We start from the raw sequence: 21,985 nt of genomic DNA, 5'->3' as shown, positions 1-21,985 counted from the left end.
AAAAAGGCACGAAATTTGAATATATTTGTTTTAATTATTTTTCGAGTGATTGAAATAAATTTTTCAATCATAAAATAATTATTTTTGTTGATTGTAAAAGTATGCTTTTTTGCAATAAACACTGCAAATTTATAACATTTAGGGGTATCAAAAAATTAAAAAAAATAGTCATTCGAACGATAGTGGTACTACTACTATTGCTACTCTTTTTAGGTATACTCTTATCGTTACCGCCTGTTCAAACTAAAATCGGACAGTATTTAACCAATACAATCAACGAAGATTACGGAACTGATATTACAGTAGAACAAGTAGCCTTTAACATTTTTGGCGGTGTAAAATTAAAAGAAGTCTTAGTCAGAGACCATCATAAGGATACCCTTTTTCATGCCAACCGCATAAAAACAACCATCCTGGATGTGAACCGATTGATGGATGGTGATTTACTTTTTGGTGATATTGGTGTAACTTCATTGTTCTTTAATTTAAAACAATACAAAGGAGAGGATTTCACTAACCTTGACAAATTTATCGATGCTTTTGACGATGGTACACCTTCTTCCGGTAAATTTTTGATGATGGCCGAATCGATGCATCTTACCGAAAGTCGTTTTTTAATGGAAGATGAAAACCAACAAGATTCTAAAATTGTTGATTTCTTGAACATTAATGCCACCTTAAATGATTTCAAAATCAAAGGTTCAGATGTTTACACAACAATATATAAATTAAATTTTAAGGATTTTCGTGGTTTACAAGTTCAAAACCTTAAAACGCAGTTTACTTATACCAAGGACAAAATTTTACTGGAAAAGTTAGAGGTTAAAACAAAAAAATCGCTTGTTAAAGGTGATGTGGCATTGCGATACAAGCGAGAGGATTTTTCAGATTTTAACAATAAAGTAGTTTTTGATGCAAAAATTGATTCAGCTTCAGTGGCAACCAATGATATTCGTTACTTCTACAATGAATTAGGTAAAAATAATCAGTTTAACTTTAAAACAAATTTGTTGGGAACGCTGAATAATTTTACCACACAAAATCTGGTTTTGGAAGATGAAAACGGTACAAAGATTAGTGGGGAAATAAATTTTAAAAATATTTTTTCCGAAGAAAATGATTCTTTCTACATGAAAGGAGATTTTGAGCAATTGACTTCCAATTATGATGATTTAGTCTCTTTATTACCTAATATTCTGGGTAAGTCGCTTCCTTCATCACTAAAAAAACTAGGACAATTTATTGTTGAAGGGAAGACAGAGCTTACGATGAAAACCATTAAAACTGATTTAATTATGAATTCGGCTTTAGGAAACCTTCAGACGAATTTAGTTATGAATAATCTGCAAAATATCGATAATGCTTCTTATGAAGGAATTGTAGTATTGGATAATTTTAATGTAGGTTCCTTACTTAATCAGAAAGATATTGGTTATGTTTCCATGAATGTCGTGGTAAACGGAAAAGGTTTTACAGAAAAATGGATTGACACCAAAATCAAAGGAAAAGTTAGTCGATTTCAATACAACAACTATAATTACCAAGGAGTTGCCGTTGATGGAAGTTTCAAAAAACCAATTTTTAAAGGAAAAGTGAACATTAACGATCCTAATTTGTTTATGGATTTTAAAGGAATTGTCGATATTTCAAAGCGTGAAAATGTATATAAATTCGATGCTTTAGTCGATTATGCCGATTTAGGTAAACTCAATTTTGTTAAAAACGATAGTGTTTCTATTTTTAAAGGAAAAATTTATAGTAATCTTTCCGGAAATAGTATCAATAATTTGCATGGAGATGTATTAGTTGAACAAGCTTCTTACCAAAATAACCGTGATATTTATATTTTTGATTCGTTTAGTATTAATTCTTCTTTTGATCAAAACAGGGAACGAACAGTAGCCATAAATTCACCTGATATTATTGAAGGGAAACTCATTGGTAAATTCGATTTTAATCAATTGCCATTGCTTCTAGAAAACTCTCTCGGTAGTATTTATGCCAATTACAATCCCAACAAAATCAAAAAGGGCCAGTATTTAAAGTTCAATTTTTCCATTTTTAATAAAATAATTGAAATTTTTTATCCGGAAATAAAGGTAAGTTCCAATACATTTATCAAAGGAAGTATAAACTCGGATAACAATGATTTTAAACTTGATTTTGAATCTCCTGAAATCTCGGCCTTTGATAATAAATTTGAAAAAGTTGATATTCAAGTAGACAATAAAAATCCGCTGTTCAACACGTATGTTAGCATTGATAGTGTCAAAACAAAATATTATAAAATTTCAGAGTTCAATCTTATTAATGTAACCAAAAGAGATACCTTGTTTTTCAGAACGGAGTTTAAAGGAGGAAATAAAGCTGATGATTATTACAACATCGATGCCTATCATACGATTGATAACCAAAAAAACAGTGTCGTAGGTATATTTAAATCAGAACTGAATTTTAAAGATTATTTATGGTACATTAATGAAGAAAACAATACTCAAAATAGAATAGTTTTTGATAAAAAGTTTTCCGATTTTACTTTTGAAAATTTTACTGTCACTCATGAAGAGCAAAAAATCAATTTTTTAGGGGCTATAAAAGGCAAGGATTACAAGGATTTAAAATTGAATTTTAATCAAGTAAATATTGGTAAATTAATTCCGGAAATTGAAAATTTTGTCATGGAAGGAAACATGAACGGGGAGATTGATTTCAAGCAAAACGGTGAGCTTTATCAACCCTATGCTTCAATTGAAGTTGACAACATGAAGGTAAATAATATTGATTTTGGCGTTTTGAATCTGGATGTCAAAGGAAAGGATGATTTGCGAACATTTTCAGTTAATTCAATCATTAAAAATGACAATTTTGAAAGTTTTTTAACCGAAGGAGATATTTCTTTTGCCGGTGAAAATCCGTTCATGGATTTAGATTTAAGACTTAATAATTTTAATATAGGTGCATTCAGTACAATGGGGGGCGATGTTATTTCTAATATTCGTGGTTTAGTTACCGGTAATGCTAATTTTAGAGGAACACTCTCAAATCCTGAAATTAACGGGCGGTTATTTTTAAATGAGGCAGGTTTAACAGTGCCTTACCTTAATGTTGATTATAAGTTAGAGCAAAATGCAGTTGTAGACTTAACCGAAAGACAATTTTTATTGCGTGATATAGGAATAACTGATTCTAAATACAAAACAACCGGCGTTTTAAATGGGAATGTGAGGCATACCAATTTAACAGATTGGAAGATGGATTTAAAAGTTAATTCTAATAATTTAGTCGTTTTAGATACGCAAGATAGCGAGGAGGCCTATTATTATGGAAAAGCATTCATTGATGGAAATGCAACTATTAGTGGTCCTACAGATGCATTACTTATTTCTGTCAAGGCAACTTCAAAAAAAGGCACTGCTATAAAAATACCCATTTCAAATGTGCAATCGGTGGGAGACAAAAGCTACATCCGATTTATTACACCGGAAGAAAAATACAATTATAACTCAAATCTGAAAAACCCAAATAGAAATTACGATGGTTTAGAACTTGATTTTGATTTAACGTTAAACACAGATGCTGAAATTGAAGTAATCTTAGATAAAGAAACCGGACACAACATGGTTGGGAAAGGGGTTGGGAACATAAATATGCAGATTAACACTTTTGGTAAATTCAACATTTTTGGAGATTACCAAGTTTATGAAGGAATTTATAATTTCAAATACCGCGGTTTAGTAAGTAAACGTTTTAATGTAAAAAAATTCGGGACCATCATTTGGGAAGGCGATCCGCTTAGAGCTAGGTTAAATCTTGAAGCGGTCTACAGCACCAGAGCCAATCCGGGGATGTTATTAAACAATGTAACTGTAAATCAAAAAGTTCCGGTTGAAGTAGGTATTGCCATCAATGGTACAATCAGCAATCCGGAACCGGATTTTAATATCAATTTTCCAACCATCAGTTCCGTTTTAAAATCAGAAATTCAGACTAAATTGGATGATAGAGACACTCGTCAAACTCAGGCATTGTACCTTCTTGCTTCGGGTAGCTTTTTAAGTCCGGAAGGAGCTTTGGGTCAGAATGCTTTATATAACAATTTATTTGAAACTGTAAGTGGTGTTTTTGATAACTTGTTTAACGATGAGGACAGTAAAATTTCTATGGGTGTAAATTATGTTGCTCCCGATACGACTCCTGGTCGTGAAACCGATGGAAATGTGGGTGTAACCACCTCTTTTAACCTGAATGAACGTATTTCTGTAAATGGAAATTTAGGTGTACCTGTAGGAGGAATTAATGACGCGGCTGTGGTGGGTGATGTTGAGATTTTATATCGCGTAAACGATGACGGAACATTGAATATGAGAGTTTTTAATCGGGAAAGCGATATCAATTATGTTGGAGAAGGAATTGGTTACACTCAAGGAATCGGTGTTTCCTATCAAGTTGATTTTGATACTTTTAATGAGTTGATTACCAAGGTTTTCAAAAATGCAAAATTAACCAAGGAGAACAATTCAAATGATGATATTCCTGACTCGGATTATACACCAGAGTTCATCAATTTCTCTGATCGCAAAAAAGTTAAAACAGAGAAAAAACAAAGCACATCTTCAGAAATAGAAAAAATTCCTGAACAATAATTAAAACAATTGCTCTTTTTTTATCTTTTTGTATGTAATTCAAAAACTTATCAACGAAAACGTTTGATTTTCGGTTAATATGTCAATTACTCAAAAAAGCACTATTTTAAGTCGCTTATCTTTGCTAACTTTACATTATAAACATAAAAAAATGAATAAAACTATAAAAAAGATAGGTGTTTTAACTTCCGGTGGAGATTCACCGGGAATGAATGCCGCTATTCGTTCTGTGGTGAGAACATGTGCCTACCACAATATCGAATGTGTTGGAATTTATAGAGGTTACCAAGGTATGATTGAGGGCGATTTTAAAGAAATGGGGCCTCGTTCTGTAAATAATATTGTTAACAAAGGCGGGACAATTTTAAAATCTGCCCGTTCGAAAGAATTTATGACTGTTGAAGGTAGAAAAAAGGCATATGAACATTTGCAAAAAGCTGGTGTTGAAGGCTTAGTCATCATAGGTGGCGATGGAAGTTTTACCGGTGCAGAAGTTTTTAATAAAGAATATGGTATTCCTGTAATTGGTATTCCGGGAACAATTGATAATGACATTTATGGTACAAGTCATACACTAGGTTATGATACCGCTTTAAACACTGTGGTTGAATGTATCGATAAAATTCGTGATACAGCCAGTTCACACAATCGACTTTTTTTTGTAGAGGTGATGGGACGCGATGCCGGACATATTGCTTTAAATGCCGGAATTGGTGCCGGTGCAGAGGAAATCTTAATTCCGGAAGAAGATTTAGGTTTAGATAGGTTATTGGAATCACTTGAAAAAAGTAGAAATTCAGGAAAATCATCCAGTATTGTTGTGGTTGCTGAAGGTGATAAAATGGGTAAAAATGTATTTGAATTAAAAGACTACATAGAAAAACATTTACCGGAATACGATATTCGTGTTTCTGTTCTTGGACATATGCAAAGAGGAGGAGCTCCATCCTGTTTTGATAGGGTTTTAGCTAGTAGATTGGGTGTGAAAGCTGTTGAATCATTGATGGAAGGGAAGTCAAATTATATGGCTGGACTTATTCAAGATGAAGTAACATTAACGCCCTTAGAACAAGCGATTAAAGGTCACTATCCAATTGATTTGGAATTACTACGAGTTTCTGACATCATGTCAACATAAAAAAAAATAAATTAAGTATAACAATCAGTTTAAAATTTTTAAGCTAAAAACAAACAAAAAATGTCAAAAGTAAAATTAGGAATTAACGGTTTTGGACGAATCGGAAGAATTGTTTTCAGAGAAACATTCAACAGAGATAATGTAGAAGTAGTTGCCATCAATGATTTATTAGATGTAGATCATTTGGCTTATTTATTAAAATATGATTCAGTGCACGGTCGTTTTGCCGGAAAAGTAGAAGTGAAAGACGGAAAACTTTATGTAAATGATAAATTTATCAGAGTTACCTCGGAAAGAGACCCAAAATTAATTAAATGGGATGATAAAGATGTTGACGTTGATATCGTAGCAGAATGTACAGGAATTTTTACCACGATTGAAACTGCGAAAGCACATATTGACGGTGGTGCAAAAAAAGTTGTTATTTCTGCTCCATCCGCTGATGCTCCTATGTTTGTAATGGGTGTGAATCACTTAGAAGCAAAAGCCACAGATACTGTCGTTTCTAATGCTTCTTGTACCACAAACTGCTTAGCTCCATTAGCCAAAGTAATCAATGATAATTTCGGAATTGTGGAAGGTTTAATGACTACCGTTCACGCGTCAACATCAACACAAATGGTTGCCGATGGTCCTTCTAAAAAAGACTGGAGAGGCGGACGTGCGGCAAGCGTAAACATCATACCATCTTCAACAGGTGCAGCAAAAGCAGTAGGTAAAGTTATTCCTAGTTTAAATGGTAAGTTAACAGGAATGTCCTTCCGTGTTCCAACAATTGACGTTTCTGTAGTAGATTTAACTGTAAAAGTAGCCAAAGAAACTTCGTATGAAGAAATTATGGCAGTGTTGAAAAAAGCATCTGAAAATGAATTAAAAGGAATTTTAGGCTTTACTGAAGATGATGTCGTGTCTCAAGACTTCATTTCCGATCCTAGAACTTCAATTATTGATGCTAAAGCCGGTATCGGATTAAATTCAACTTTCTTTAAACTAGTCTCTTGGTATGACAATGAATATGGTTATTCAAGTAAATTGATTGATCTTTCTGTTCATATCGCAAAACTATAATTTTCATTAAAGTCCTGTTGTGTTGAATGCATGACAGGACTTTTTCCTAACAAACAAACTCAACCACATGAAATTATTAGTAGACAGCGGTTCAACCAAAGCCGATTGGATTGCGATTGACGAAACTGGTAAAGTTCAATTTACCACACAATCATTAGGTTTAAATCCGGAAGTATTAGATAAAGAGGAAATAATCAGTCGTTTAGAGGACAAGTTCGATATTTCTCAAAATAAAGATAAAGTAAAACAATTGTTTTTTTACGGAGCCGGATGTGGTACCGATAGAATGAAACTTTTTTTAAAAGAGATTTTTCAAAATTATTTTAAAAATGCAGAAGTTGATGTTCAGGAAGATACGTATGCTGCAGTGTACGCCACCACTCCAAAAGGGGAACAAGCTATTGTATGCATTTTAGGTACCGGTTCAAATTGCAGTTTTTTTGATGGTAAAGTATTACACCAAAAAGTACAATCGTTGGGTTATATTGCGATGGATGATGGATCCGGAAATCGTTTTGGAAGACATTTATTAAGAGGATATTATTTTAATAAAATGCCCAAAGAATTAGCCAAAGAATTTGAGAAAGAATTTAATTTAGATGCCGATTACATCAAGGAAAATTTATACAAAGAACCTAATCCTAATGCCTATTTGGCCACTTTAGCAAAATTTATAATCAAGCACAAAGAAAATGACTTTTGTAAAAAAATCATCAAAAGTGAATTAAAAAAGTTTGCTAAAAATTATATCATGCAATACGATAATTGTCACGATGTTTATGTTCATTTTGTAGGTTCAATTGCATTTTATTTAAAAGATGAATTGGAAGAAATATTAAATAACTACGATATTAAAATTGGAAATGTGCTTAGAAGACCAATTGACGGTTTGATTGCTTATCACGTTTTAAATAAATAAATACCAAAATATTTACGGAAAGAGAAAATTCATAGTTTAGTTTGATTATGATTTTTCTCTTTTTTTTGTTTATTATTTTTAATTACTTTTAGATATATTTTAAAAAAATGGAAATAGCAATTATAGCTCACGATGGGAAAAAAGCCGACATGGTTCAGTTTTTGAATAAAAACAAAACCATTTTGCTTCATGAAAATATTAAATTAATTGCGACAGGAACCACGGGAAGTAAAGCAGAAAATGCCGGTTTTAAAGTGAAAAAATTACTTTCGGGTCCACAAGGCGGTGATGCACAAATTGCCGGAAGAGTTGCCGAAGGAAAAACTAAAATGGTGCTTTTTTTTAAAGACCCATTATCAAGTCATCCTCATGAACCTGACGTTAATATGCTGATTCGTATTTGTGATGTACACAATATTCCGTTGGCTACTAATGAAGCAACAGCACAATTGCTATTGAATGGATTACTAGTTGATTAAGCACTTCTGACAACTAAAGCGTCAGATAACTACTTCATCGCTACCATCGAAATCTCCACATTCACACCTTTAGGTAATCCTGCTACTTGCACTGTCTCTCTGGCGGGAGCAGTATTTTCATCAAAATAACTTCCGTAAACACCGTTTATTTTTGTAAAGTCATTCATATCCATGATGAAAATAGTAGTTTTAATGATATTTTCAAAGGTCATATCAGCAGCTTCCAAAACTGCTTTCATGTTTTCCATTACTTGTTTGGTTTCCGTTTCAATATCATCCAACACCAATTCGCCGGTTTGTGGATGAAGAGCAATTTGACCTGAAGTATATAATGTATTCCCCACCAAAACAGCTTGATTATAAGGTCCAATAGGAGCAGGGGCTTTGTCTGTAAAAATTATTTTTTTCATAATAAGGTTAATTGTCGTTAAATAACTATCTCAACTGTCTGTCCGGTAAAGCACGTTTATCCCATTTGATATCGCTCAAAACAGAAGATTTTATTCCGATAAAGAATCCCCAAGATGCAAAGTCTCCAAAGGGTGCCCAATTGAAATCCATTCGCCAACTCAATAAATCACGTTCAAAACGAAGTTGTGTAAACGTAACTCCTTGTTGCACAAAATCATATCCCGAAGAAACACCTATTTTCCATCGCGGTGTAAGGTCAAGGTTTCCTGAAATCATGACCGAGTTTCCGGTTATTTTTTTCTCTCTATTATTGTTACCGTAAGTCAGCGAATAGGCGAACGTTAAATCCCATGGTAGTTTGGCGTTGTAAAATTCTGAGGCTTTGTCCTTATCAGCATCTTCAATTTTATCGTCTTCAAACTGACTTTGTCGTCGGTCGCTAAAATCAGTATTCGTGCCAAACAAATTATCCTCGCGGCCACCATTTCGTGCCCCTTGAGAATTTTCATTATTTTTCTTGTTCCCTTCACTGGAAAGAGAATAATTGATGGTCATATTAGCACTTGTCATTCGGAATAAACTTCCACCATTGTCAATATTCCAAGTATTAATCCTTCTCCCGGCTGCATTAATTGCATAAGGATCTAAAGTGGCTCCGAAGTTTATATTCATTTTGTTATCAAACAAAGCTGTTCCACCACTCATTCGGACTGGGTTCCAACGCAATGAATCGGCAGCCATATTATAACTAGTAGAAAAATTTAATTGATTCAATAACATGACTTTTTTGGGCTCAACTTTTGTACTGTCTTTGTCTGTCATTTTGGCTTCAAATGTATTACTAAGATTGAAACCTAAATTATTTGCATAATTATTACTTGGTGCTCCAAAAATACCTTGTTCAAAACGAGTATATTCTGCCATTCTTCCACTACCATCCGTTGCATAGGTATCAAAATACTGTTCAAAGCTAGGGGTGTAACTGTGAGATACAGAAGGTCTCATTACGTGACGAATGGCCTGAATTTTCTTCGTCTCACCAAAATTAAAAGTACCGTAAATAGTAGTTCCGACACTTGATGAAAAAGAATAGGTTCTAAAAGCATCAAAGCCATTCACATCTTCGGTTACAACATTATTACTTTCAGAATCAAAACTGCGGTTGATGGTTTTTAAATACCATACTTCATTGTAATTCGCACTAGTGGACACACTAAAATACTTAAATACTTTAAAATTAGTACTCAACGGAATCGAATGTTGAAAACCTACGTTAGCATCCCTAAACATTTCTGGCTTAAAAAATAGAGAATCTGTTGTGGCAATTCTGTTTTCTCCTCTCAAATTATATTGTAAGTTGATATTTTTAAAGAATCCTTTTTTTGCTCCGTCTTTTGGTGCAAAAGGGAAGATACGATCAACATTTACTTGCAAGGTTGGCAAAGTCATGTTTATTTCCTGCGTTCTTGAGTTTTGGTTGTGTGTAGCCGTCAAAGACATGTTCACTTGTGGGATAGAATTAAATGTCTTTGAATAGGAAATAGACGAACTTAAGTTATTGTTTAATGCTGAGCCTATATTGACCTGATTCAGTGATTGTTGAAAAAAAGTACTACTTCCCAAATTCACTGAAGCAGAAAAACGAGATGATGGATTTGACTTCGCATCTTGTGAATGCGACCATTGAATATTATAAATTTTTGACTTACTGTAATCAGGAAATCCACGTTCACTTTGAATAAGGTTTTCAAAGCGAATGTTAAAATTTCCTCGGAATTTATACATGTATGCATAGGAAGATTCAAATCGAAGTGCCCAACTCCCATTTGTGTAATAATCACCCATGATGGCCAAATCATAATAATCGCTCAAAGCGAGATAATAACCTCCGTTTTGCAATGAATAACCTTGTCTTTGAGTATCTTGAAAAGTGGGTACAATTAATCCGGACTGACTTGTTTCTGTCATCGGAAAAAAGGCAAATGGAATAGCGATAGGTGTTGGCACATCAGCAATAACCATGTTAGTTAAACCGGTCACTACCTTTTGTTTAGGAACCAATTTAATTTTATTGGTTTGAAAATAATATTCGGGATTTTCAATATCTTTTGAAGTAGTAAATCGTGCTTTTTTTAGAAAATAAACCGAGTCATTTTCTTTTTTTGTGATTTCTGCTTTCACACGAAACTCACCTTGATCAGTTCTAGAGTTCCAAATCAGTGCTTTTTGTGTTTTAGTGTTAAATCGAATAGAATCGGGCTCAACTACATTAGAACCTTGTTTAAAAACAGGTAGTTGGGTATAGGTTCCGGTCGAATCTTTAATTCTTCCGGCATATACTTCGTCTTTTTCATAATTCATCACAATAATACCGGCTTTTAATTCGATGTCTTGATAATAAAGTTCGGCTTTGTTGTATAACGTGAGGAGTTTATTTTTTTGATCAATTTTGGTATAATCTTCTGCGGTGTATTTTATTTTTCCCTCCAACAGCGATTTTTTTTCAAGCTTAGGCAGACTGTCCTTTTTTGTAGTATCTTTTATTTCTGTAAAATTTTCCTTGTTGATTATCAAGCTGTCAGGAGTTTTTTCAGCTTCAATTCGCAGCGACTTATTTGGCAAATCCTGACCGTAATTTTTTTGAATTCCGATTGTTAGGAAAAATGCTGATAAAACGATATGAAATAAGTTTGTACGCAAAGGTTTTAATGCTATTTTTGTAAAATTATGGCTTGATTTTTGGAGTGCCAAACTTACATATAATTTTTGGTCAAAAATAAGTAAATAATAAAATTTAAAACGTAGTGTTTTAATTAAAATTAACTTTTAAAAAAATGTATACCCTAAATAAAATCAAATTATTCAGTTTTCTTCTGGTTTTCATATCGGTAAGTTCTGTTTTTTCCCAGTCCAACAATAAATTTAAAGTGGTTTTAGATGCCGGTCATGGAGGAAAAGACTTAGGAGCCAATTATTATGGCTTTCTTGAAAAAAATATTGCTTTAGCTGTTGCTTTAAAAGTGGGAAAGCAGTTAGAAAAATATACTGATATTCAGGTAATTTATACCCGAAAGACAGATGTTTTTGTGGAATTAATTGAGCGTGCAAGAATTGCCAACCGAGCAAATGCAAACATGTTTTTGTCTATCCACTGTAATGCGGCTCCAAAAGGACAAGCTTACGGAACGGAGACCTTTGTGATGGGTTTAACAAAAAATGCCTCGAATCTTGAAGTAGCCAAGAAAGAGAATGCCGTAATTACATTGGAAAGTGATTATAAAATGAAGTATGAAGGCTATGACCCTAAATCACCGGAAAGTGTTATAGGAATTACACTTTTGCAAGAAGAGTACTTAGATCAAAGTATCACTATTGCTACTAAAATTCAAAATGAATATACCAATAAATTAGAGCGAAAAAATAGGGGAGTTAAACAAGGGCCTTTTTTGGTTTTAAATCAAACAGCTATGCCAAGTGTGCTCACCGAATTGGGTTTTCTTTCCTACAAACCGGAAGGAGCCTATTTGAATTCTGAAAAAGGACAAGATGAATTAGCAAAAGGAATTGCAGATGCCATTTTATCTTATAAAAAAGAATACTACGGAAGTTCGGGACAAGTGATTGAAGAAAAACCGGAAAAAACGAGTGCAGAAATTCCGGATGTTCAAGAAACTCCAACACCAAAAGTAGAGTCTAAAGTTGTTGAAAACAAATCCCAAGATGTAAAAGGGGTTGTGTTCAAAGTCCAAATTTCTGCCAGTGGAAAAAAATTAGAACTACAACCTAAAAATTTTAAAGGTTTGGATCCTACCTCTATGATTGCAGAAAATAGTTTATATAAATATTATTATGGAGAAACCTCAAATTATGATACTGCAAAACAGAACTTAGCCGAAGCAAAAAATAAAGGATATGATTCCGCTTTTATTGTAGCATTCAAAAACGGAAAAAAAATATCCATTCAAGAGGCATTAAAACTGTAATGTGAATTTAGTTTTATAAATTTGTATAAAAACACCATCCATTGAAATTATCCAGAGAAATAAAAACAGCCATTTTAGTCATATCTTCCGTCTTATTATTCATTTGGGGATATAGCTTTTTAAAAGGAACCGATATTTTATCAAACCATAAAACTTTTTATGTGCTTTATGACGATGTAGAAGGACTTATTGCCTCAGCACCGGTAACGATTAACGGACTTACAATTGGAAAAGTAAAATCTATTAATTTCTTGGATAACTCAGGAAAATTGAAGGTTGAATTACAAATTGATACCGATTTTAAAATATCCAAATCTAGTGAAGCGAGGATATACGAACCCGGATTAATTGGTGGAAAACAAATTCAGATTGTTCCTGATTTAAAAGATACTAATCTGGCTCAAGACGGCGATTATTTAAAAGGTGGCGTAAAACCCGGTTTAACTGAACTGGTTTCAGAACGTTTAACGCCATTACAAGAAAAAATTGAAAAGGCCATGTTGAGTGCAGATGGTGTTTTAGTAAATATCAATGATCTTTTAGATGAAAAAGCTAAAAAAGACCTAAAAAATAGTTTTGCGGAGTTGAATAAAACCTTGACGGCTTTAAGTGAAGCGTCCAATTCTGCTAATGAGATTTTAAGTAATAATAAAGGTAAATTAAATAATGTAGTGACCAATTTTGAAAAAGTATCTACTAATTTTGAAAAACTTTCCGATTCTTTGGCACAGACAAATTTGAAACAAACAGTTGAAAATTTAGAAAAAACATTAGCAAGTGTCGATAAAATAATGGCTAATTTGGAATCAGGGAATGGAACAATGGGCAAATTGCTAAAGGATGATAAAATGTATGCCAATTTTACTAAAGCATCTAAAGAACTAGAACTTTTGTTGGAAGATTTACGTTTAAACCCAACCCGCTATGTTAACGTTTCTTTGTTTGGTAAGAAAAATAAACCTTATGTTGCTCCAACAGAAACCGATTTAACCAAAACGAAAAACTAACTTTTATGAGTTATTTAGATAATATATTATTTGCAGTTATTCTTGCTCTTGGTTTTGGCTATTTTGCAATGAATGTAAAAAAGTTAATTCGCAACATCAAATTAGGTCAAGATGTAAATCGAAAAGACAATGCTGCCGAGCGTTGGAAAAATATGGCAATGATTGCTTTGGGACAATCAAAAATGGTCAAACGACCTATTGCAGGAATTCTTCACATAATAGTCTATATTGGATTTATAATCATCAATTTAGAACTATTAGAAATTATTATTGATGGCCTTTTCGGTACTCATAGAGTATTTTCTTTTATGGGAGGATTTTATGATGTACTAATTGCCTCTTTCGAAATATTAGCCGTTTTGGTAGTAGTATCGGTTATAATTTTTTGGTTGCGAAGAAATGTTATCAAACTCAAGCGTTTTGTTAATTCCGATATGAAAGCTTGGCCCAAAAGTGATGCCAATTATATTTTGTATTTTGAAATTGTACTTATGTCACTTTTTTTGGTTATGAATGCATCCGATTATTGGTTACAACAAATGGAGGTTTATCATTATGACGAAGCCGGAAGTTTTCCAATCAGCCAATTCGTTGCACCTTTGTTCGATGGCTTATCAGAGGGTGTAGTTGTAATCATTGAGCGAACCGCTTGGTGGTTGCACATTTGTGGAATTTTAGTGTTTTTGAATTATTTATATTTCTCAAAGCATTTACATATTTTGTTGGCTTTTCCAAACACTTATTTTGCGGATTTAAATGCAAAAGGAAAATTTGACAATCTTGAAAGTGTTACCAATGAAGTGAAATTGATGTTAGACCCGAGTGCTGACCCATTTGCTGCTCCTGCCAATCCGGATGCGGTACCAGCCAAGTTTGGAGCCAGTGATGTACAAGATTTAAATTGGGTTCAGTTACTCAATGCGTACACTTGTACAGAATGTGGTCGTTGTACTTCTTCTTGTCCGGCGAATCAAACCGGAAAGAAACTTTCTCCAAGAAAAATCATGATGGATACACGAGATCGTTTGGAAGAAGTGGGTAAAAATATCGATGCTAATAAAGGTGTTTTTGTGCCTGATAATAAGTCATTATTAAACGATTACATTACACCTGAAGAACTTTGGGCCTGTACATCATGCAATGCATGTGTGGAAGAATGCCCCGTAAATATCAGTCCATTATCAATCATCATGGATATGCGTAGGTATTTGGTCATGGAGCAAAGTGCGGCACCGATGTCGTTAAACGCGATGATGACAAATATAGAAAACAACGGTGCTCCATGGCAATACAACCAAATGGATCGCTTGAATTGGAAAGACGAAAATTAATATATAATCCAAACAAATTCCCATATATGTGAGGCTTGGGAACGTGTTTAATGAATGTGAAACTAATATAAAATTTAAAATGAAAGCGGAAGACATTGAAAAAAAGTTGCAAACCGTAACCGAAAACGGTCAACACCTAAGCCCGATTTTACCGGAGGGAATTAAAAATTATTTAATCGATATCGACGGAACGATTTGTGATGATATTCCCAATGAAGAACCGGAACGAATGCTTACAGCGGAAGTTTATCCGGACGCATTAATCACGTTGAACAAATGGTATGATGAAGGACACATCATCTTCTTTTTTACCTCAAGAACAGAAGCTCACCGTGAATATACTGAAATTTGGCTAAAAAAGCACGGATTCAAGTACCACGGAATGGTAATGGGAAAACCAAGAGGAGGAAACTACCATTGGATTGATAATCATTTGGTTAAAGCAACCCGATACAGAGGGAAATTTACAGATTTGGTAGAAAAAGAAGTTACAATTCAAGTTTTTGATGATGAACATCATGAATAAAACGATTTTTAGATAGTTAGATTTTTGGATTAGTAGACTTTTCGAACAATCTAAGAATCTAACTATCTAATAATCGAACAATCCAATAATCATAAAAGAATATGGCAGAAAATCTAACAGTGCCAACCATGGCAGAAATGATGGCTCAAGGCAAGCAACCCGAAGTTTTATTTTGGGTTGGATGTGCCGGTAGCTTTGATGACAGAGCAAAAAAAATTACGAAAGCATTCGTCAAGATTCTAAATCGTGCCAATGTTCCTTTTGCGGTTTTGGGCACCGAAGAAAGTTGTACCGGAGATCCGGCAAAAAGAGCAGGAAACGAATTTTTGTTTCAAATGCAAGCCATGATGAATATTCAGGTAATGAATGCTTATGAAGTGAAAAAAGTAGTGACAGCTTGTCCTCATTGTTTCAATACCATTAAAAATGAATACCCGGAATTAGGTGGTTTGTATGAAGTAATGCATCATACTCAATTTTTAAAATCATTATTGGATGATGGTCGTTTGACAATTGAAGGCGGTCAATTTAAAGGAAAACGGATTACTTTTCACGATCCTTGCTATTTAGGGAGAGCAAACAATGTATATGAAGCCCCACGCGATTTAATTCAAAAATTAGATGTCGAATTGGTTGAAATGAAGCGTTCACGAGCCAACGGTTTATGCTGTGGAGCTGGTGGAGCACAAATGTTCAAAGATGCTGAACCCGGTAACAAGGAAGTAAACATCGAACGAACAGAAGATGCTTTAGAAACAAAACCGGATATAATCGCAGCCGGTTGTCCGTTTTGCAATACCATGATGACCGATGGTGTAAAAAATAAAGAAAAAGAAGCTTCCATTAAGGTTATGGATGTAGCTGAGTTAATAGCAAATGCTCAAGATCTATGAAAATAAAGTATACACTTTTTTTATTTTTAATTTCATTTTCCATTTTTGGACAAAATCGTGATGCAATTTATGATATCATTGCCAAAGAAACTTGTGAGTGTGTTTCCAATAAAAAATTAGATTTGAAAAACGATAATTCAGAAAAAATACAACTTGATTTTGGATTGTGCATAATCAATAGTTTTTCTAACCATAAAAATGATTTTGATGAACCAATTAATTTAGATTTTAATGATTCTAATTCGATGGGAAAATTGGGTGAAGATATTGCAATGAAAATGGTTCATCATTTTCCTGATATAATTATAGCGTTGGGAAGTCGAGACGACATTACGGGCACAGAAGAAGAAATTCCAATTATTACTTTGGAAGCTGTATTTATTGAATCAAAGAAGAATGAATTTCTAACTATTAATGTGAAAGAGAGTAATGGTAGAATACATACTATGCTTATATTGTCCTACTTTGAAGGAATAAGTATAATCACTGAAGAACAAATTAAAAAAAATGATAAAATTATAGTTGAATATTTTGAAGAGGAGTTTTATGATCCAAAAGTCAATGATTTCAGACACTATAAAGTAATTCAAGGCATTAAAAAACTATAATTCATCCTCAAAAATGTATATTCCATTTGAAAATCTTCCCGAAGAATCCAGAATTTGGATTTATCAGTCCAACCGAAAATTTTCGGATGTTGAAATAGCTGAAATTGAAAGTGATTTAAAAAATTTTATAGAAGATTGGGCTGCTCACGGGACTTCATTAGAAGCATCTTTCATTATAAAATATAATCGTTTTATCATCATCGCGGTGAATCAGGAAGTACAACAAGCTACTGGTTGTTCCATTGATAAATCGGTTGAATTTATTCAATCATTAGAACAAAAATACAAGGTTGATTTGTTGGATAAAATGAATGTGACCTATAAACAGGGAGAGTTTCTCACACACAAATCGCTTTTAGATTTCAAAAGAATGGCGAAAGAAAAAGCTGTTTCACCTAATACAATCGTTTTCAATAATCTTGTCAATACGATTGAAGAATGGAGAGAAAGCTGGGAAGTTCCTGCAGAAGACAGCTGGCATAGCCGTTTCTTTTAAAAACATTTGATATTTAATTTAATTTCCTTTACTTTATTTTTTTAAGTCTATTTTGTGATAGAACTATACAACTAGGCATTAAGTTTGATTATTATCAAGAGAGAAACTCAATTGTATGAAATCCAGATTTGTTCAACTTATTCCGTTACTGCTCACACTGATTGTTGTTGTTAATTGTTCAACAAACAAAGTCAGAAATAATTCTGTTAAAAATACCGAGCCGGTTTCTGTGCGAATAGATGAATCCGGGAAGGAAAAAAATGAAATCCCAAAGTTTGATTATATCTCCGTATCATCAGCAGAAAAAAAATGGATAGATAGCGTTTATAATTCGCTCACAATCGAAGAACGAATAGGACAACTTTTCATGGTTGCGGCCTATTCTAATAAAGATTCTGCTCACATCAAATCCTTAGATAAATTAATTGACGAACAAAAGATTGGGGGCTTGATATTCTTTCAAGGAGGGCCAGTTCGCCAAGCTGAAATGACCAATCGTTTTCAAAAACGTACAAAAACACCTTTGTTTATAGGTATTGATGCGGAATGGGGATTAAGCATGCGTCTCGATTCTGTGAACCGTTTTCCATGGAATATGACTCTTGGTGCCATTCAAGATCTCAAATTAATAGAAGAAGCCGGTAAGCAAATGGCTCTTCAATCAAAAAAACTGGGAATACATTTTAATTTTGCACCCGTTTTGGATATTAATACTAACCCAAAAAATCCAATTATCGGCAATCGCTCTTTTGGTGAAGATAAAGAAAAAGTTACCGAGCGAGCGATGGCTTTAATGACAGGATTACAAAGTAATGGCGTGTTTGCAACTGGAAAACACTTTCCCGGTCATGGAGCAACTTCAACCGATTCACACTTTACTTTGCCGTTCATTGATTTTTCGCAAGAACATATTCGGGATGTGGAATTTTATCCATACAAAAGACTAATTAATAAAGGTTTAGCTAGTGTAATGGTCGCTCATCTTGAAGTACCAAGTTTTGAAACTCGAAAAGGTTTTCCTTCTTCCATTTCAAATGTTATTGTGACTGATTTACTGAAAAATGAATTAAACTTTAAAGGCTTAATATTTACTGATGCTCTCAATATGAAAGGAGCTAGTAATTTTAAAAGTCCCGGTGACATTGACCTAGCCGCTTTTCAAGCCGGAAACGACATTTTACTTTTTCCTGAAAATGTTCCGGTTGCAATTCAAAAAATAAAAGAAGCTTATGAGCAACAATTAATTTCAGAGGAGCGATTAGCTTATTCAGTGAAAAAGATTTTGCAATTTAAATACAAAGCGGGTTTAAATAAGTATAAACCAATTGATATTCTAAGTATTTCTACCACTATGAATACCCCCGAAATGGTAGCTTTGCAAAACAGATTATATGAAAATATCGTAACGGTTGTTCGTAACAAAGCCTCAATTATTCCCATTAAAAATTTAGAGAAAGATAAAATTGCCTATGTTAAATTGGGTGATGATACAAATGGTATCTTTTTAGAAATGTTAAAAAATTACGCTGATGTTACTGAAATTTCTAACTCCAATCTTGATTCGCTTTTAGCTGATTTAACCGATTACAGCAAAGTCATTATCAGTTATCACAAAGCCGATGGAGCATGGAAAAAACATGATCTATCCTCAGAAGAAATTCGCAGCATAAATGAAATTGCTAAACGGAAAAAAGTTATCTTATCCAGCTTTGTAAAACCTTATGCTTTGAGTACTATTCCAACTTTTGAAGATATTGATGGTGTAATTTTAGGGTATCAAAATAATGAAATGGCACAAACTGCCGTCGCTGAACTTATTTTTGGTGCAATTCAAGCAAAAGGAAAACTACCTGTTTCCATTAACGAGGAGTTTAAAGTAAACCATGGTTTAACAACCGAAAAAATCAATCGATTAGGGTTTACACATCCTCAAAATGTTGGTGTAGATGCATTAGTGCTTCAGCGAATAGATGCAATTATGCAAAAGGCAATTCGGGAAAAAATGACTCCAGGCGGTCAAATACTAGTAGCCAGAAAAGGAAAAGTAATTTACCAAAAAGCATTTGGTTTTCATACCTATGATAACCAAGTTATGGTTAAAAATTCGGATATTTATGATGTTGCCTCTTTAACTAAAATTGTTTCTACTTTACCTAATGTGATACAACTATATGATGTAAAAAAGGTTACTTTAGAGACAAAATTAGGCGATATGTTACCTGTTTTTAAAGGAACTGATAAGGAAAATATTATTTTTAAAGATTTGCTTTCTCATTATGCCCGTTTGCAGGCTTGGATTCCATTTTATAAAGCAACCTTGAATGACGAGAAAAAACCATCCGACAAGTATTATAGAAAATTATACAGCGAAGATTTCCCTTTTCAAGTAGCAGAAAATTTATACTTAAGAAAAGATTACCAAGATTCCATTCTGTCTGCTATCGCTACGAGTAAGTTATTGCCCAAAAAAGAATATAAATACAGTGATTTTACATTTATCATTCTCAAACATTTTATTGAAAAATCTACCGGAAAAACCTTAGATGAATTAAGCGAAAAGAATTTTTATGCAAAAATTGGAGCTACTAACACACTTTATAATCCATTAAAAAAAGTGGATATGAGCATTATTCCACCTTCTGAAGAAGATGCTTATTTTCGCTACCAAACCATTCAAGGTTATGTACACGACATGACTGCTGCAATGGAGGGTGGAGTAGGTGGTCATGCCGGAATTTTCTCCAATTCAATGGATATGGCGAAAATCATGCAGCTTTTTCTTCAAAAAGGAAATTATGGTGGTCAGCAATTTTTTACACCGGAAACGTTTGATATTTTTAATACGTGTTATTATTGTCCCGAGGGAAATCGTCGTGGAATAGGGTTTGATAAACCGCAATTAGGAAAGTCCGGGCCAACATGCGGATGTGCCTCGATGACAAGTTTTGGACATACCGGATTTACAGGTACAATGGCGTGGGCAGATCCAGATAAAGAATTGGTTTATATCTTTTTGTCCAACCGAACATATCCCAATGCGGATAAAAATTTATTGTCCCAAAACAATATTCGGGAGGATATTCAGCAAGTGATATATGATGCAATACTTCCTGAGAATTAATTGGTTCTGAATGTTTTTCGAATAATATCATTAGGAAAAACGACCACACTTTCATATCCGTTTTTTCCAACGGTAGCAACACCAAAATAGTAGTTGTCTATAACAATTCCTTTCAATTCAAAATTATCCACATTTCCCACAAAGCGACTATATTCCCATTGTGGTGAAGTGGTGTTTCTCCAGTAAATTTTATAACCGGAAATTGTTTCATCAGTTGACTTTTCCCAACGTAATTTGGTATTTGGTTCTACAATTCCTCCAATCAATACATTGGTTGGAGGCGGTGGAGACCAAGCTAAATTTGCAAGAACTACTGCATTCACCGCAGTTAATTTGGCTACGTAATCAAAATTGACACCGTCTAAAACATCACCGTAGGCAATACCATTTTCGGTTCGCAAATTTTGATGTTGACGGTTGTAATTTTCATGGGCTTCCATAATTCGAATCCCGGCATATCCTAAATCATTAAATGGGCGATGATGACCACCACGACCAAAACGGTCTAATCGGTAAATCATCATGGGATTCATTTCCGGCATATAAGTTTGAATTTGTTTGTGAGTATAACGTGCCAATTGACGCGAAATTCCATCGACTTCCCCACCATAAAAGCGACGTTGATTTCTTTGCTTTTCTGTTTCATTTGGTGGAGTTGGCTCTGAAAAAATTCTGAAACTTCGGTTATCAATCACACCATCTACACCTTCGATGTTACCAATCATATCATTGTTTAACACTCCAATAATTTCCCAATTGTTTTTCTTAGCAAACTCGGCAAAACCTTTTCCGCCAAACAAACCTTGTTCTTCTCCGGACAATCCTAAATAAATGATGCTATTTTCAAAGGTATATTTTGATAAAACCCGAGCGGCTTCAATCGTTCCTGCCATTCCTGTTGCATTATCGTTTGCACCGCGAGCATCTCCTTCATAATCCATTGTATCTGAATTTCTAGAGTCAATATCACCCGTCATAATGATATAGCGATTAGGGTATTTTGTTCCTTTTTGAATTGCCACTACATTCACGATCCAACTGTCTTTAGGTACACGTTCACCCACATTAGTTGTCACATAATCTTTTTGGTAAAAAACCTCTAAACAATTTTTACATTGTTTGGAAATGGTTTCAAATTCTGATTTTATCCAGCGACGTGCTGCTCCAATTCCTCTTGTGTTTGAAAGTGTATCACTAAAGGTATTGCGAGTACCAAAATTAGCAAGTGTTGTAATGTCTTTTTCTAATCTTTTTGTAGAAACAGCATCTATGATATCATAAATTCGACTGTCCGTTTGAGCAAAAGAAACAATTGAAAGAAATAAAAGTATCGGAAGAAAAGAATATTTCATGTCCTTTTCT

At 33.8% G+C, this 21,985-nt stretch carries 16 protein-coding genes; 13 read left to right on the top strand and 3 right to left on the bottom strand.

All coding sequences use genetic code 11. The features are described from left to right. The first annotated feature begins 182 nt into the window (after nucleotides 1-182). From ACIQ0M_RS05160 to ACIQ0M_RS05140, 5 genes are all read left to right on the top strand, one after another. Complete coding sequence (locus tag ACIQ0M_RS05160) at nucleotides 183-4,643, top strand: translocation/assembly module TamB domain-containing protein (RefSeq protein WP_396150409.1); 4,461 nt, start codon at nucleotides 183-185, stop codon at nucleotides 4,641-4,643. A 151-nt stretch (nucleotides 4,644-4,794) separates the two neighbouring features. Continuing rightward, nucleotides 4,795-5,781, top strand: coding sequence for a 6-phosphofructokinase (pfkA, locus tag ACIQ0M_RS05155; protein ID WP_396150407.1), 987 nt, complete (start codon nucleotides 4,795-4,797; stop codon nucleotides 5,779-5,781). A 60-nt stretch (nucleotides 5,782-5,841) separates the two neighbouring features. Then, on the top strand, nucleotides 5,842-6,849 hold the full coding sequence (gene gap / locus ACIQ0M_RS05150; protein ID WP_396150405.1) for a type I glyceraldehyde-3-phosphate dehydrogenase: 1,008 nt from the start codon (nucleotides 5,842-5,844) through the stop codon (nucleotides 6,847-6,849). 67 nt (nucleotides 6,850-6,916) lie between these two features. Further along, entirely contained in the window at nucleotides 6,917-7,768 is an 852-nt protein-coding gene (locus ACIQ0M_RS05145; protein WP_396150403.1) for a BadF/BadG/BcrA/BcrD ATPase family protein, read from the top strand. 107 nt (nucleotides 7,769-7,875) lie between these two features. Next, nucleotides 7,876-8,247 carry a methylglyoxal synthase gene (locus ACIQ0M_RS05140; RefSeq protein WP_129464198.1) on the top strand — a complete coding sequence of 124 codons (372 nt, stop codon included), beginning with the start codon at nucleotides 7,876-7,878 and terminating at the stop codon, nucleotides 8,245-8,247. A gap of 29 nt (nucleotides 8,248-8,276) precedes the next feature. Here the strand turns inward: ACIQ0M_RS05140 and ACIQ0M_RS05135 are convergent, their stop codons facing one another. Further along, nucleotides 8,277-8,657 (bottom strand): RidA family protein, encoded by a 381-nt coding sequence (locus ACIQ0M_RS05135; RefSeq protein WP_396150401.1) that lies wholly within the window; start codon nucleotides 8,655-8,657, stop codon nucleotides 8,277-8,279. Nucleotides 8,658-8,682: 25 nt separating this feature from the next. Further along, nucleotides 8,683-11,409 carry a putative LPS assembly protein LptD gene (locus tag ACIQ0M_RS05130; RefSeq protein WP_396150400.1) on the bottom strand — a complete coding sequence of 909 codons (2,727 nt, stop codon included), beginning with the start codon at nucleotides 11,407-11,409 and terminating at the stop codon, nucleotides 8,683-8,685. An 83-nt stretch (nucleotides 11,410-11,492) separates the two neighbouring features. On the opposite strand from ACIQ0M_RS05130, the gene ACIQ0M_RS05125 reads away from it, so the two are divergent. From ACIQ0M_RS05125 to ACIQ0M_RS05090, 8 genes are all read left to right on the top strand, one after another. Continuing rightward, nucleotides 11,493-12,641, top strand: coding sequence for an N-acetylmuramoyl-L-alanine amidase (locus ACIQ0M_RS05125; RefSeq protein WP_396150398.1), 1,149 nt, complete (start codon nucleotides 11,493-11,495; stop codon nucleotides 12,639-12,641). 41 nt (nucleotides 12,642-12,682) lie between these two features. After that, nucleotides 12,683-13,648, top strand: a complete 966-nt coding sequence (locus tag ACIQ0M_RS05120) for an MlaD family protein (RefSeq protein WP_396150397.1) — start codon at nucleotides 12,683-12,685, stop codon at nucleotides 13,646-13,648. Between the two features lie 5 nt (nucleotides 13,649-13,653). Then, nucleotides 13,654-14,979, top strand: a complete 1,326-nt coding sequence (locus tag ACIQ0M_RS05115; RefSeq protein WP_396150395.1) for a 4Fe-4S dicluster domain-containing protein — start codon at nucleotides 13,654-13,656, stop codon at nucleotides 14,977-14,979. 79 nt (nucleotides 14,980-15,058) lie between these two features. Beyond that, entirely contained in the window at nucleotides 15,059-15,505 is a 447-nt protein-coding gene (locus ACIQ0M_RS05110; protein WP_396150393.1) for a phosphoheptose isomerase, read from the top strand. Between the two features lie 101 nt (nucleotides 15,506-15,606). Further along, nucleotides 15,607-16,398 (top strand): (Fe-S)-binding protein, encoded by a 792-nt coding sequence (locus ACIQ0M_RS05105; RefSeq protein ID WP_396150391.1) that lies wholly within the window; start codon nucleotides 15,607-15,609, stop codon nucleotides 16,396-16,398. Continuing rightward, nucleotides 16,395-17,006 carry a hypothetical protein gene (locus ACIQ0M_RS05100; protein WP_396150389.1) on the top strand — a complete coding sequence of 204 codons (612 nt, stop codon included), beginning with the start codon at nucleotides 16,395-16,397 and terminating at the stop codon, nucleotides 17,004-17,006. Before ACIQ0M_RS05105 ends, ACIQ0M_RS05100 begins: the two co-directional genes overlap by 4 nt. 13 nt (nucleotides 17,007-17,019) lie before the next feature. Then, nucleotides 17,020-17,502 carry an ABC transporter ATPase gene (locus ACIQ0M_RS05095; RefSeq protein WP_396150387.1) on the top strand — a complete coding sequence of 161 codons (483 nt, stop codon included), beginning with the start codon at nucleotides 17,020-17,022 and terminating at the stop codon, nucleotides 17,500-17,502. A gap of 115 nt (nucleotides 17,503-17,617) precedes the next feature. Then, a complete protein-coding gene (locus ACIQ0M_RS05090) occupies nucleotides 17,618-20,623 on the top strand; it encodes a glycoside hydrolase family 3 N-terminal domain-containing protein (protein WP_396150385.1) in 3,006 nt (1,001 codons plus the stop codon). On the opposite strand, the gene ACIQ0M_RS05085 is transcribed toward ACIQ0M_RS05090, so the two are convergent. Next, nucleotides 20,620-21,975, bottom strand: coding sequence for a M28 family peptidase (locus tag ACIQ0M_RS05085; protein ID WP_396150383.1), 1,356 nt, complete (start codon nucleotides 21,973-21,975; stop codon nucleotides 20,620-20,622). The two genes, ACIQ0M_RS05090 and ACIQ0M_RS05085, sit on opposite strands and share 4 nt — an antisense overlap. Between the last annotated feature and the right edge of the window lie 10 nt (nucleotides 21,976-21,985).

This window comes from Flavobacterium sp., from assembly GCF_044339515.1.
GTDB lineage: Bacteria > Bacteroidota > Bacteroidia > Flavobacteriales > Flavobacteriaceae > Flavobacterium.
Note: the sequence above shows the minus strand (reverse complement) of the source record. Positions and strands in the feature narration are given on the sequence as shown.